The 13631-nt window shown below is 48.8% G+C and carries 11 protein-coding genes; 10 read left to right on the top strand and 1 reads right to left on the bottom strand.

Going from position 1 to position 13631, the window contains the following annotated elements:
• Positions 1-26: 26 nt before the first annotated feature.
• The 9 genes from POF51_RS16040 (at position 27) to POF51_RS16000 (ending at position 10879) form a co-directional block, all read left to right on the top strand.
• Positions 27-2558, top strand: coding sequence for an NEW3 domain-containing protein (locus tag POF51_RS16040; RefSeq protein ID WP_271755715.1), 2532 nt, complete (start codon positions 27-29; stop codon positions 2556-2558).
• Positions 2559-2667: 109 nt separating this feature from the next.
• The gene (argH, locus tag POF51_RS16035) at positions 2668-4176 is read left to right on the top strand and encodes an argininosuccinate lyase (RefSeq protein ID WP_271755714.1); all 1509 of its coding nucleotides are present in this window, start codon (positions 2668-2670) and stop codon (positions 4174-4176) included.
• The gene (locus POF51_RS16030) at positions 4176-5192 is read left to right on the top strand and encodes an N-acetylglucosamine kinase (RefSeq protein WP_271755713.1); all 1017 of its coding nucleotides are present in this window, start codon (positions 4176-4178) and stop codon (positions 5190-5192) included. Before argH ends, POF51_RS16030 begins: the two co-directional genes overlap by 1 nt.
• Positions 5193-5202: 10 nt before the next feature.
• The gene (locus tag POF51_RS16025; protein WP_271755712.1) at positions 5203-5940 is read left to right on the top strand and encodes a PIG-L deacetylase family protein; all 738 of its coding nucleotides are present in this window, start codon (positions 5203-5205) and stop codon (positions 5938-5940) included.
• A gap of 143 nt (positions 5941-6083) precedes the next feature.
• Complete coding sequence (locus POF51_RS16020) at positions 6084-8609, top strand: SEL1-like repeat protein (protein WP_271755711.1); 2526 nt, start codon at positions 6084-6086, stop codon at positions 8607-8609.
• A 232-nt stretch (positions 8610-8841) separates the two neighbouring features.
• Positions 8842-9102, top strand: a complete 261-nt coding sequence (locus tag POF51_RS16015) for a hypothetical protein (RefSeq protein ID WP_170831594.1) — start codon at positions 8842-8844, stop codon at positions 9100-9102.
• A gap of 81 nt (positions 9103-9183) precedes the next feature.
• Complete coding sequence (locus POF51_RS16010) at positions 9184-9741, top strand: nitroreductase family protein (RefSeq protein ID WP_069848163.1); 558 nt, start codon at positions 9184-9186, stop codon at positions 9739-9741.
• 97 nt (positions 9742-9838) lie between these two features.
• On the top strand, positions 9839-10186 hold the full coding sequence (locus tag POF51_RS16005) for a DUF1801 domain-containing protein (protein WP_069848161.1): 348 nt from the start codon (positions 9839-9841) through the stop codon (positions 10184-10186).
• 78 nt (positions 10187-10264) lie between these two features.
• Positions 10265-10879 (top strand): PH domain-containing protein, encoded by a 615-nt coding sequence (locus POF51_RS16000; RefSeq protein ID WP_069848159.1) that lies wholly within the window; start codon positions 10265-10267, stop codon positions 10877-10879.
• Between the two features lie 231 nt (positions 10880-11110).
• Here the strand turns inward: POF51_RS16000 and POF51_RS15995 are convergent, their stop codons facing one another.
• The gene (locus POF51_RS15995; RefSeq protein ID WP_069848157.1) at positions 11111-12805 is read right to left on the bottom strand and encodes a PucR family transcriptional regulator; all 1695 of its coding nucleotides are present in this window, start codon (positions 12803-12805) and stop codon (positions 11111-11113) included.
• 214 nt (positions 12806-13019) lie between these two features.
• On the opposite strand from POF51_RS15995, the gene POF51_RS15990 reads away from it, so the two are divergent.
• Complete coding sequence (locus POF51_RS15990; RefSeq protein WP_069848155.1) at positions 13020-13628, top strand: ankyrin repeat domain-containing protein; 609 nt, start codon at positions 13020-13022, stop codon at positions 13626-13628.
• Positions 13629-13631: the final 3 nt, after the last annotated feature.

The raw sequence follows: 13631 nt of genomic DNA, 5'->3' as shown, positions 1-13631 counted from the left end.
CTGAAAATGGAATGGAGGAACGTTCATTGAGTAAGGGGAAACTTGCCAAGCTGTACACGATTACGACTGCAGCGGTGCTAGCCACGAGTCTGATTATGCCGGTAGCACCCGAGACTGCCCATGCAGACCGCGGGGTTGTCGACCTGTGGAAAGCCATCAAGCCGCTCACTACGATTGCCAGTGCGATGAACACCGGAGCGCATCCGGACGATGAGCACAGTTCGATGCTCGCGTATTTGTCGCTTGGCAAAGGGGTGGATACATCCAGTGTCATTGCGAACCGAGGCGAGGGAGGACAGAACGAGATAGGCAGCGAGCTGGGTAATGCGCTGGGGATCATTCGTACCCGCGAATTGCAGGAAGCTTCCAAAATCACGAACATCCATCTGGAGAACCTCAGTGAAAAAATTGATGACCCTATTTTTGACTTCGGCTTTTCCAAAAGTCCGGATGAAACTCTTCAAAAATGGGGCGAGGATGTCGCGTACGAAAAGCTCATCCGCCGTATCCGGACACTGAGACCCGATGTCGTGATTCCCGCATTTTTGAACGAACCTTCGACTCACGGTCATCATCGCGCGATTAATGTTATTACGGTACGGGCATTTAAGGATGCCGCAGATCCAAACGTTTTTCCGCAGCATGCAAAGGAAGGCTTGGCTCCTTGGCAGGTGAAGAAGCTGTATCTGCCTGCAAAGGAAAAGGATTACTCGGTCAAGGTGCCTGTTGGCGACTATGACGAAATTTATGGTGCCTCTTACGTCCAACTCGGCGAAGAATCCCGTTTTATGCACAAGAGCCAGGGGATGGGACGTCACTATGACGAAGGGCCAAGCTTCAATTATTACAAGCTCGATCAATCCATCGTAGAGACAAAAGACAAGGAAGCGGACTTTTTTACGGGAATTGCCTATTCGTTTGACGATTTAGCCAAGGAAGTTGCCAGACAGTCTGGCGGGGAAAAAGTCGCGGGTGAACTGAAAAAGCTGCAAAAGGATGCCGCAGAAGTCATTGCTGCGTACCCAAGCTTTGCCTCAGTAGCCAAGGAAGCACATGAAATGCTGGCGGATGTGGAAAAAGCGACGGCAGTAGTCGAAGCGTCCTCCTTGCCAACTGACACGAAAACAGACTTGCGCCATCGTTTGGGAGTGAAGAAATCCCAGTTGAACAAGGCTAGTGCCGAAGCGCTCTCGCTCGTAACCAAGGTTAAGCCTGAGACAACTGAGCTGGTAGCAGGCCAAACGACAAAAGTAACGGTTACGGCTTACAACGGCGGCCAAGCAAAAGTCGGGAAGATCAATCTCGCGCTGAATGTACCAAAAGGCTGGCAAGCCAAGCCGCAATCGCCCACCAGCTTCTCATCGCTCGGCTACAATCAGACGGTGAAAACGACATTTGATGTTACGGTTCCTTCTGATGCCGCTTTGTTCCAACCGTATGCCGCTCCAGCCATTACGGCAGATGTCAGCTACAGCTTCGCAGGCTCGACGGCGATTAGCCATGTGACACCAGCAGATGCCATTGCAGTTCTTCCATCTTTTTCTATGGTGCTGAGTCCAAATGCGACGGTTTTGAATACGCAGAAGCCAGAGGAGCCAATCCCGGTCAAGGTTACGGTGAAAAACTACAATCCAGGTGCAGCGAAAACAACCATTACTCTCGATGTGCCAAAAGGCTGGAGTGTAGAACCACAAGCAGCACCGCTCGCCTTTGAGGCCAAGGGAGAAACGAAGTCGGTTGCCTTTACAGTCAAAGCAGATGCTTCGGTCCAACCGAATAAGTATACGGTGACAGCAGTAGCATCTGGCAATGGTAAAGAGAGTCGACACGGCGCCCAAGTCATCCGTTACCCGCATATCGGCACGACTTACTTTGTTCAACCAGCGACGCTTGCGATCCAGGCATTTGACCTGAAGGTGCCGGAAGGATTGAAGGTCGGTTACGTATCCAGTGGCTTTGACAATATCGATCAGTATTTGTCCCAATTGGGGGTCAATGTGACCAATTTGTCGGCAAAAGACATCGAGTCTGGCGATTTGGATCAATACGATACGATCGTGCTGGGCATACGCGCTTATGGTTTCCGACCTGAGTTGATTCCTTCAAATGCACGCTTGTTGAAATACGTGGAAAACGGCGGAAATCTGGTCGTGCAATACCACAAGCCAGAGGATAAATGGAAGCCAGAGCTGGCTCCTTATCCGATCAAAATCGGTGCTCCGCTGATTCAATGGCGTGTCACAGACGAAAAATCCAAGGTAACAGTATTGGCGCCTGATCATGCATTATTCCATTCGCCAAACAAAATCACGGAGGAAGATTGGGACAACTGGATTCAGGATCGTTCCGCTTACAATCCTTCCGAGTGGGGCAAGGAATACACAGAGCTAATCTCCAATGGAGATGAAGGCGAGAAGGAATTTACGGGTACGTACCTCACCGCCAAGTATGGAAAAGGAACGTATACCTACAGCTCGCTCGTGTGGTATCGCGAAATTCCGTCACTCGTACCGGGTGCGATCCGATTGTTTGTCAACATGATCAGCCCACAGCAGTAATCATAGTAGAAGGGAAGGCGATCGTTCGGCGGTCGCCCCCCTCCTAAAAGAAGATCAGACGCAAAAATAGAAGCAGCATACGAATGGGTAGGAAGGAGATGCAAGAAAGATGAATTACAGAGATCGAATTTTTCAACAGGAGGGAGCCAGTTTCCCTGGCAAGACATACGTGGAGGCGGTTTTGGAGCCTGCATTCAATGAAGCGAAGCACCATTTGCTGCATCCGATGATGGCGATCAACAAGGCACATTTGATCATGCTTCGTGAACAAGAATTGCTCACTGACGATGAGGCCAAAAGAATTGCTGGTGCACTGTGTGGGATCGAAATGGAAGAGCTGCGCCAATCGCATTACACCGGACAGTTTGAAGATTTGTTCTTTCAGGTAGAGAGCCGTTTGCTGGAACTGGCTCCTGATGTGGCAGGAAATCTGCATCTGGCTCGCAGCCGCAACGACATGGGGATTACCATTTACCGCATGGTGCTGCGTGAAAAATTGTTGGTGACCTTGGCTTCTGCCCTCTATCTGAAAGAGCATTTGCTCCTCTTTGCAAATGAGCATGTGGATACGATCATGATTGGCTACACGCACACACAGCAGGCACAGCCGACGACAATGGCGCATTACATCATGGCGGCTACTGACATGCTCAGCCGTGATATCAAACGACTGATCCAAGCCTATCACACAGTCAATCGCTCACCGATGGGGGCAGCGGCCTTGACGACTTCTGGCTTTGCGATCAGCCGGGAGCGGATGCGCGAATTGCTTGGATTCGATGAGCTGGTGGAAAATTCCTATGATGCAGTCTGCGGCGCTGATTATTTGGGGGAAGTAGCGACAGCCGTACAATTGGCAGCGATTAATTTGGGGCGTACGGTTCAAGATATGCTACTGTGGTGCACACAGGAATTCGCGGGGTTAAAAGTCGCGAGTCCATACGTGCAGATCAGCTCCATCATGCCGCAAAAGCGCAATCCGGTTTCCTTTGAACATATGCGCTCTCTGTTGTCCAGTGCAGCAGGCAATGCGACGACAGTGCTTACGATGATGCACAATACGCCTTTTGGCGATATCGTGGATACCGAGGATGACATGCAGCCGTACGCGTGGCGGAGCATGGGAGTACTCGAGCAGATGTATCGCTTGATGGCGAGTGTTGTGGGTACGATGGAAGTGAACAAGGACGTCCTCTTGGAGCGGGCAAAGGGCAGCTTTGCGACCGTCACAGAGCTGGCGGATACATTGGTGCGCACGGATCAACTTTCGTTCCGCAAATCTCATCACATCGTGAGTCGTGTGGTAAAAGAAGCGATGAGCGAGCAACTCGCTGCAAACCAAATCAGCTTGGAGCTGGTAAACCGTGCAGCCGTGGAAGTAATCGGGCGGGAGCTGTCGCTCACAGCAGAAGAGCTCAGACTGGCGCTTGACCCTGTTCATTTCGTAATGATCCGCAAGCTTCCAGGTGGACCAAATCCAGAGGAAATGAAGCGCATGATCGCCGTTCGCCAAGCGGTTCTCCAGCAGGAAACAGAATGGCTGGCACAGAAGAAGCAGGCGAATGCGAATATGATGAAAGGGCTTGATCAGATGACAGCTGAATGGAGTGTGGGGTAATGGCAGTGGTGCGAATACCTCTTCTGGCAGTGGACGGAGGGGGCACCAAGTGTCTGGCGGTACTGGTGGACCGCTCCAGAAATGAAATCGGTGCAGGACGCTCCGGTTCATGCAATTATCAAGGGATCGGGGAGGAAGCGGCAGCTCGTGAGTTGGTTGCCGCGATCAGCCAAGCTCTGGACGATGCGATCGCTCGTCAAACAGTTGCCCCTTTTATGAGCGGCACTTCGACACTGGATGGACCAATCGAATGGGAAATCGAGTGCGCGGTGTTCGGGATCGCTGGCCTGGACACAGCGTATGATCGACAGGTAATCTCGCGGATGGTGAGCAAGGTACTGAACCAGCTCGATATTCGCGTCCAGCACTTGATTGTGGAAAACGACGGATTTGCGGCATTGCTCGGTGCGACCGGAGGCAAACCCGGCATTCTGGTCATCGCAGGGACAGGTTCGATTGCCTTTGGTGTAAACGATGAACAGGAAACGGCGCGAGCAGGAGGCTGGGGGCATCGGGTCGGTGACGAGGGTAGCGGCTACTGGATCGGCAAGCAAGCGATTATGGCTGTATTAAAAGCAGCGGATGGCCGTGGCGAGCCGACCGTATTGAAGGAGCTGCTTCTCCCGCACGTTGGACTGGGACGCGTAGATGAATTGTTTAACTGGACGTACAGTGAGCATTATTCCGTAGAGAAGGTAGGAGAGCTGTCGCCGTTGGTCAGTCAAGCGGCACTTGCCGGAGATAAGGTGGCAGCAGCTATTTTGCAGGTCGCAGGCGAAGAGCTTTTCGATGCTGCTCGGGCTGTCATTGATACGTTGCAAATGAAAGCCAAGCCGTTTCAGATGATCATGCAGGGGGGCGTTTTGCAAAACGATGATCGCGTGCGAGAGATCGTCGTAGAGCGCGTCCGAGAGTACGCTTCGCAGGTCGTCATCGAAAATGCACAAAACGATCCGATTTACGGTGTCATAGCAAAAGGATTGGCTTATTTAGAACGCCAATCGGGCGGCAGGTGAGGTGCAAGAAATGAAAAAAGTAATGGTTGTCTTTCCCCATCCGGACGATGAGTCTTTTGCCTGCGGGGGAACGTTGGCAAAGTGCAAGGACGCCGGACATGAAACGTGCTATTTGTGCATTACCTCCGGCTGCAAAGGACGCAGTGGTCCATTCGATATCAATTGCCGAGAAAAGCTGGCAAAACATCGAGAGCTAGAGCTGAAAACAGCGGCGGAAGTGCTCGGAATCAGTCGTCTTGACTTGTTCCGGTACCCGGATGGTTCCTTGCAAAATGCCGATCTGGATGAGCTGGTGGGTAAGATTCGGGAAGCGATATTGGAATGGAAGCCCCATGTCGTCGTGACGTTTCCGCCGGACGGGGTAACGGGTCATCCCGATCATATCGTCACGTGCGAGGCGACGACGCGAGCGGTCGAACAAGCGGAAGCGAGCTTGACTCCCGCAGAATATCCTGATCTGTACTATGTTTCGATCCCGCACTACTACGATCATTGCCCGGATCATGGTCCAAAGCCAGCAGTTCCGATTACAGGCAAGGTCGATATTTCGGGCTATCGGAAACAAAAAGGAGAGGCGCTGAAGGCTCACTTGAGTCAGGAGTATTCCGTGAATCGCGCTTATCCGGGTGTGATCGATGGGGACTTTGGTGTCATTGGCTGCTATGAGTACTTTACTTTGGTGCGGTCAGCGGGCAAGGCGATCGAGCCGGTTAGTGTGGGTGGGAGTATTCCTCTCATTGACCTGTAATCTAAAAAGTAGAAAGGGCTGACCAGCATGATTTTTGCTTGTCAGCCTTTTTCGTTGGATAGAACATCAGTCGGATTGTTTTGCCCTGCTAGATTTGCTTACAATGTGATCAAGTGCAATTGGAAATCAAAGGGAGAGAAGACATGTCACACAGAGTCTATGTATATAACGTCAGTGAGCCCTCTCAAGCGCAAGACAACGACACGATGATGGTAGAATGGGGCTATGAGGTCCCACTACTCTTGCAGCCGCTCTTCATAGAAGGTGGTTCAATCGCCGGAAACAATTACAACAACCATACCGAGCCGGACAATTCCGGACTCTATTACGACGCGCAGACAGGCATCGAAAACGTGAAGCGATTCTACGATTTTCTGGAGAGACAGGAAGGGCTAATCCGTAACAAAGAAGCATTTTTATATGCGAGAAATCAGCTTTTGAGCTATCTGGAAAAACGAACGCTTCCGTATTTTCACATCGATGCCTGGGATGTATTCAATATGGATGACATCCCTCATGACGAGCAGGCGGAAATTTTGCGCGCCAATATTGCCCATAACAACGAGATCATGACAAAGGCAATGGACAACGATGACATCTCATTGCTGAACTACTCCGAATTGATGGACGTGAACCCAGGCTTTCGTTCTTTTTCCGAGCTGCTCAATTATGAGGACTACCAATACGGCTGGGGACACATCTGGCAGCCTTATGAAGAGCATTCCGACGTGGAGATTTTTGAGGAAGCTGGCTTGCTTGGTCTAAAAGACGCAGAGGGAAACGTATTGCTCGCTCCTCAGTTCGATGCCTTTTACGATTTCGCTTCCGAAGATCTCGCTGTGGTCGCCCGAGATGGTAAATACGGCTATGTACATAAATCCGGGAGAATTGTCATTCCATTGGAGTGGGAGGATGCCTACGATTTTGAATACGGCTCTGCTGGTGCCATTGTCAAACGAAACGATCGATATGGTCTGATCAATCTGGAAGGCAAAACAATTGTCCCTACCGACTATGAAGAATTGGAACCGCTCGATTACCAACGATTTTATACGGCAAAGAAAGACGGAAAATGGGGCGTGCTGGGGGAAGCTGGTTTTGTAACGATAGATTTTGAGCATGAAGAAGCTTTCAAGTGTGGGGACGGATTTTACCATACAGCGGTTAAAGGCAGGAAAAATCAGAAAATCTTTAACGAATATTGGAAATACATCGGGGAATTCCCTCTGGCGGCGGTGGAACAGATCGACGAAGGGCTTATCCTCGTCAAACCACACAAGGATGCACGTCATAGCACCTTGTACAAAAGAGACGGCGCTGTCGGCGCATCCGGCTTCGATAAATTGAATCGGCAAACCCATTTTCCGAATCTACTTGTTCTACGCAAGGGAAAGAGGTACGCCGCTTATGGCAAGCAGCAGGAGAGCCTTCTGTTGCCGTATGAATACGATGAACTGATTGATTTGCAGGATTATACGGAGACAAGGCAGGGCAATCAGGTGCTGGCCAAAAAAGATGGAAAGCTAGGCGTTTTTTATGGAGATGCCGATCAGCCAGCATGGTTATTCCCCTTAGACGATTATGAGAATATTTTTCGGCTGCATCAGGATGCGTATGCTTTGAAGAAAAATGGATTATGGAGCATTGCCTTATCGCCGGAAAAGCGATGGAGTGATTTTGAATTCGATTTGGTGGTGAAAAAGGCATTTGTCGGGGGTTTTGCTTATGCCTTCAAGGGTCACGACGTTTATGTAGTAAGCGAGTACGGGCTGTCGAGGGCAGAGAAAACGCTCGTTCTGGAGGATGTAGAAGATCGTTATTCCAGCTATTATTTTGATGCTGAGGTTCGCAAGCGACTGCTGGCCTATGCCAAAGGGGAGCAATCGGATGTTGACAGTGTAGATCAGTACACGCCAGTAGAAACGTTGTACAATCTGGGCATGGAAGCGTATGAAGCAGGTGATTATGAGAAAGCCATTCTGTACGATACGCTTGCTGCTAAAAAGGGCTATGCCCCATCCATGAACAACCTAGCGCATATGTATTACAGTCTAGAAGGCTTCGAGGATGCTGATAAAGCTTTTTACTGGTATGAATTAGGGGCTGCGGCAGGCAACCACCATGCTATGAATGGATTAGGCTGTTGCTATCGACACGGGGTAGGCACGGAAGCTGATGCCGATCAGGCAATGTACTGGATGGGCAAGGCGGCAGAACACGGTCATGCACTGGCTCACAACAATTTGGGGGCCATCTATTATGACGGAGAACTGGTGCCGCAAGATTTGGACAAGGCCCTCTGGCATTATGAGCAGGGGGAGTTATTGGGCTCGCCGGTTTATGGTTGGCTTGGCTATCTTCACGATTCAAAAGCAAACTACGAAAAGGCGCTGCATTATTATCACCAAGATTACGAAGGAGGCGGCGATATCAGTGCCTATAATTTGGGGATCTTCTACTATAATGGCTACGGTACAGCCAAAAATATCGACGCCGCTATCACTTATTTTCACGCTGCTTTGGAAAGAGACTACCCGCATGCGCATCTCGAACTGGCAAAGATTTACCGGAATGAAGAACAATTTACGGACGAGCTCCTGGTGAAAAAGCACATCGAAGAAGCGGAAAAGGCAGGTCTTGATATTCCTGAGGAGCTTGCACAATCGTAGAAAAAGCAAAAAGCGGATCGACAAGAAAAGTCGTCGGTCCGCTTCCAACTAACCAGCATGCTAAATAATGGCTTCCACTTCAATCCGGTCGCCGATTCGGATTGCGCGACAATAGCCTACAACCGGTTCCCAAGGTGAACCTGTGAATACTTTCTTTCGATTCATAGTAGAAAGCCCCTCTCTTTTCCGCAATAATTGGAATATACTACAAAAAGGAAGGCGAGTGGAGCGGATGATAGACTTTTTTTTCACCCTTTTTTCCAAGTACAAGTGCTTGATACACACCGCGTTTGGTCATGAAGAATACATCCGCGTGGTAAACAAGCTAAGTGCTCATGGCATTCGTTTTCGGACACGCAGTCACTCTCAAGCAGTTCGTCATTTAGGGGGAGACATGGGGATGTTGCCCCAAGAACAAGACCATAAGCAGTATGACATCTACGTGGCGAAAGAAGATGAACACCAAGCACATTTGGCGATTCATTCCCGTTGATGGATACCTATACGATCATGACAAGCTCTTATATAATGAGTGGGATCAGTAAGAAAATGGTACACCCGAGGAGGAACCAATATGTCCGTACTAGAGGCACTCAAAAGCAGAAGAGCCGTGCGTAACTATATTCCAAAAGAAGTAGAAACAGAAAAAATCCAAGCGCTGCTAGATTGCGCAGTGTTAGCGCCGAATGACCGCTTGCGTCAGCCGTGGCATTTTTACGTGATCAGAGGAGAAGCAAAGCTGCGGTTCGAGGAAATCGCGAAGGAATTTTTGCTGGAGCGTTTTCCGACCAAGCCGAATCTCGTGCAGGATTCCTTGGCCGTCCTGGAAAAAACACCGCTCGTCATTGTCGCGACTGCTGATGTGATCCCAGGAGATGAAGCATCTTCAGAGGATAATGAGTACGCGGTTTGCTGCGCGATTCACTCCATGTGGCTGGCAGCGAAGGAACTCGGACTTGGCATGGTATGGCGCACAAGAGGAGTCGGCTTGGTTCGCGACGAGCGCTTGCTGCAATTACTCGGATCGCCTGAAAATAAAAAGGTCGTGGGCACGCTGTTCATTGGTTATCCCGAGGCAGATGCGCCTGAGACGAGTCGGGTGGCGGCGGAAGAAAAGACGACCTGGCTGTAATCAATAGAATAGCAATCGAGAAGAAGCCTCCTATTGCATCTGTCGATTATCATAAAGACTAGAAGCACCATCACTTTTGGGAAGCGGAGGACTATTCATGAATCAGCAAGTAACGGATTATATCCAAAACATAACCAATGAATCTCAGGTAGAAGTTTGCAATCGGATTCGCCAGCTCATCCATGAAAATATCCCGAATGTAGAAGAGCAGGTGAAGTATAAACAAGCCTTTTATTCCATTCAGGGCAAGCAGACATGTGTGTATTTTCCGGCAAAGGATTGGATTCATGTGACGCTGTTTCAAGCGGCGAATCTGGATGCTCCAGCTGGCTTTTTTGAGAAGTCTGATCATGCTGACCGGAAGACCATCAAAATACGGAACGGAAAAGAATTTGATTTTGATGTTCTTGCAGGCCTCCTCAAAAAACTGGGTGAAGCGCAGTAGTTGTTTGCAACTAAGTCTCCCCACGCACGTATAAATGGATAAGGTTAGACCGTACATATCGAGGGGAGCTGTTTCATTATGTTTGGAAAGCTTGCGGCAGACGCGCTTGGCTTGAGCAATGTGGGAATCGTGGTAAAACCAGCAGATTACGACAAGGTGGATGCTGATGATTACATCATGCACGAGGACAATGAGAAAATTTATTTTTTGATCAAATCAAAGTCCGACGAGTATTGCTTCACCAATCTGGGGCTAGTTCATCTGGATGGAACGAGTGCCACCAGCAAAAAACGCATGCTGCGCCGCTATTCCTACCATACACACCCGATCTCTGACGTGTATCTGGAAACAGCCGGAACCGTCGATTTGGATGTAGAAATCAAGTTCACCATGGGCAATGAGCACTACTCGATCGATGTCAACAAAAAGCATTTGGAGGAGCTAAAAGACCTCTACAAAGCTCTTGTGAAGATCGCATCGATTATGCACGATAACGAATTTGCGCTCCAGCATGCAAAAGAAAGCCTCCACGTCGCCCAAAGCACACTGGGCCGCGTAACAGGCCAGCAAGCAGACGTAGCTTCACAATTCAAGTCCATCAACCAATACACCTTCGATTGGCTGGAAGACATCCGATACAAGTATGTCGTGAAAGACTTTGGGAAAGTCTTTGAAAAATACATTCAAAACTAAAAAGGAAGAGCCTCTTTCAAAGAGGCTCTTTTTGTATTTTAAGCGAAATCTTCGACAAGCCCCTACTCCTACGAGTAGACCAAACCGGGTCAAACAAGCAGCTGTACGGGAAGGTGTGTCACATGTTTGGAAGGAGACCGCCCGAACGTAGTGAGGATATAGGCGACTGGAAAACATGTGGCACGCCTTCCTCCCGACCACTACAGCCTGATGACCAAGCTCTTTCAAGCTCTACTCCTTGTGCAAAAGCTTGCCGATCTTGAGCGCCAGCTGGATTTGAAGCAGTTCCTCCGAGTTTTTCAAATCCATGTTCAAAATCTCCTTGATCTTCTCGATTCGATAAATAAACGTATTGCGGTGAATGAACATCGCTTTGGCTGCTTCACTGACGTTTTGATTGTACAGAAAGTAATTGTCCAAAGTCACCATGAGGCTCGTGCCGAACTCTTGATCATGCTCGTACAGTTTCCCCAGTCGCTTCAAAAAGAAGTCTTCCAGTTCAATGTCCTTAATGTTGGAATCAAGGAAATGATAGACGGAGTAATCATCGAAATGAGAGACGTCGCCCTTGCTGTTGAACTTCTGCATCAGGCGGATCGCTTCATGTGCTTCGGAAAAGCTTTTATGAAGCGAAGCGATGTTTTTATACTGACGTCCTACCCCAATAAAGAACAAGGTTTTCTTGATTTTATCCACGAGAGCGCTGTACAGCTCATTGGCGAATTGCTTGGCTTCACTTGCAGACACCACGGGTTTTTGCTCATTTTGTCCGATAAGGATGATGATCCGATTGTTTCGATAAAAGCAGGTGATTTCTCCAGGAGCTTTGCTCGAATGGTCATAGACGAGATCGACGCATTTTTTGGCGATCCGATCCAGCTCGTACTTGCGATCGATTATATCCTCCAAATTCTCCAGCTCAACCGGCTCGATATTAATAACCATACAAAAATACATGTAGCTCGATTGCAGCCCGTGTAAATCGCACAACGTTTGAAGGGAATCAGCCGACGTGATTTTTCCCGTTAATAGATCATCGAAAAAGTCTTGTCTGATCTTCAGCTTCACTTCCTCGATTTCCCTCGCCTTGATCCGCTCCAGCGCCACGATGGTGGACGCCTGTTCCAGCACAATGTAGTCAAATTCAGTCAGCTCCCAAATGGTTTGCCAGACGACGATGTATCCATAGATGTGATTGGCCACAGCAACAGGTAGAATCCTGCATTTAATCTCATCATCCTTTACATGGTAGATACGCTTGATCGACTTTTTGATCTGGCTAATATTTTTCGGGACGGACTCCGTGAAGTCACGGGTAAAAACAGGTCTGTTTTTGATCAAGGTCAGGCAGGAGTCAAGCGGAATCGGATTGTGCCAGATTTCCGTGTAATGAAGCAAATGCCAGTCCTGATCCAGAATAAGGATCGGGTTGTTGATCGTCTCAGACAGCTCGGAAGCAATGCGATCCAGTCCGCCACCTTCCAGCGCAATGCGAAACAGTGCGTTATGCATGTCCAATGTTTTGCGGTTCAACAAATCATAACGCCCAGAGGCTTTTTCGTTAATAATGGCAATTACTTTAGACAACGTGTATTCAAAAGGCAGGGCCAAGAGCGGCAGCCCGTACTTGTTGGCATGATCAATCATGTTTTGCGGGATTTGATCGAAATAGCGATGCATCTTGATAACGAGCCCGGAGCAGTTGATTTCCGCCAGCTCTTTGATGATTTTATTTTGTAATTCAGGATTGTCCTTGAAAATATACCCGGTGGAGAGCAACAGTTCGTTGGAAGACAGCCAGTCAAAAGCATCCGGGTTTTCCATAATATTGACGATGGAGATAATGTTGTTGATGCCTTGCTCTCCGGCGATGATTTTGATGCCGTCTATGGATTGAATGGTAAGCAAATCCTTGATGGTCAGCACCCTGTTCACTCCTTTGCCACAAAGGGATTCCTGTAATTGTGCAATGTGCACAAGTGAACCTCAGTTTTTTTAGTTTCGATACACAATGACGATTCCATTCACCATGTCTAAAATAATGATGTAAGTACGAGGGCTTGTCTAATTGTTTTTTTAAGAGCAAGTGCTCAGCCAATCTTGGCGGGTTGTTGAATCACGAGATCATGGAGGGCTTACTATGACAGACAAAAGCGTAGTACAAGCATTTCTCGAGGCAGCGGCTGAGGGGAATATCGAAGCACTGAAAAAGCATTTGGAGCAGGGCGTAGATATCAATGCAAGAAACAGACAAAAGCGTACAGCGATTCTGACTGCTGCCATGAACGACAAATTGGAAGCGGTATCGTTTTTGGTAGAAGCCGGTGCAGATGTAGATTTGCAGGATGAGACATGCTTCAACCCGTTCTTGTTCGGATGCATCAACGGCAAGCTGGAGCTTGTCAAAATGATGATCAAGGCAGGAACAAACCTGGAGCTGTTGACTCGTTTTGGAGGAGTAGGGATTACACCAGCGTGCGAAAAAGGCCATGTGGACATCGTACGTGAGCTCGTAACGACGACTGACATCAACGTAAACCATACCAACTTTGTGGGTTGGACACCACTCATCGAAGCGATCATCCTCAATGATGGCGGTGAGAAGCAACAAACGATCATCAAGCTGTTGATTGAGCATGGCTGCAATGTACACATGGTAGATAAATACGGCGTAACACCGCTTGAGCTTGCGAGAAGAAAAGGCTACACCGAGATCGAAAAAATCTTGCTCGAAGCAGGAGCAAAGTAAAGC

The sequence above is a fragment of the Brevibacillus sp. AG genome (assembly GCF_028369215.1).
In the GTDB taxonomy this organism is placed as follows: domain Bacteria; phylum Bacillota; class Bacilli; order Brevibacillales; family Brevibacillaceae; genus Brevibacillus; species Brevibacillus porteri.
The sequence above is the reverse complement of the archived record's forward strand: the minus strand, read 5'-3'. Positions and strand labels throughout refer to the sequence as shown.

Excerpts from the sequence above, each read along its gene's own strand:
- POF51_RS16025 (WP_271755712.1), top strand. The coding sequence starts at position 5,203 with ATGAAAAAAGTAATGGTTGTCTTTCCCCATCCGGACGATGAGTCTTTT.
- POF51_RS15990 (WP_069848155.1), top strand. The coding sequence starts at position 13,020 with ATGACAGACAAAAGCGTAGTACAAGCATTTCTCGAGGCAGCGGCTGAG.
- POF51_RS16015 (WP_170831594.1), top strand. The coding sequence starts at position 8,842 with ATGATAGACTTTTTTTTCACCCTTTTTTCCAAGTACAAGTGCTTGATA.
- argH (WP_271755714.1), top strand. The coding sequence starts at position 2,668 with ATGAATTACAGAGATCGAATTTTTCAACAGGAGGGAGCCAGTTTCCCT.
- POF51_RS16010 (WP_069848163.1), top strand. The coding sequence starts at position 9,184 with ATGTCCGTACTAGAGGCACTCAAAAGCAGAAGAGCCGTGCGTAACTAT.
- POF51_RS16005 (WP_069848161.1), top strand. The coding sequence starts at position 9,839 with ATGAATCAGCAAGTAACGGATTATATCCAAAACATAACCAATGAATCT.
- POF51_RS16030 (WP_271755713.1), top strand. The coding sequence starts at position 4,176 with ATGGCAGTGGTGCGAATACCTCTTCTGGCAGTGGACGGAGGGGGCACC.
- POF51_RS16020 (WP_271755711.1), top strand. The coding sequence starts at position 6,084 with ATGTCACACAGAGTCTATGTATATAACGTCAGTGAGCCCTCTCAAGCG.
- POF51_RS16000 (WP_069848159.1), top strand. The coding sequence starts at position 10,265 with ATGTTTGGAAAGCTTGCGGCAGACGCGCTTGGCTTGAGCAATGTGGGA.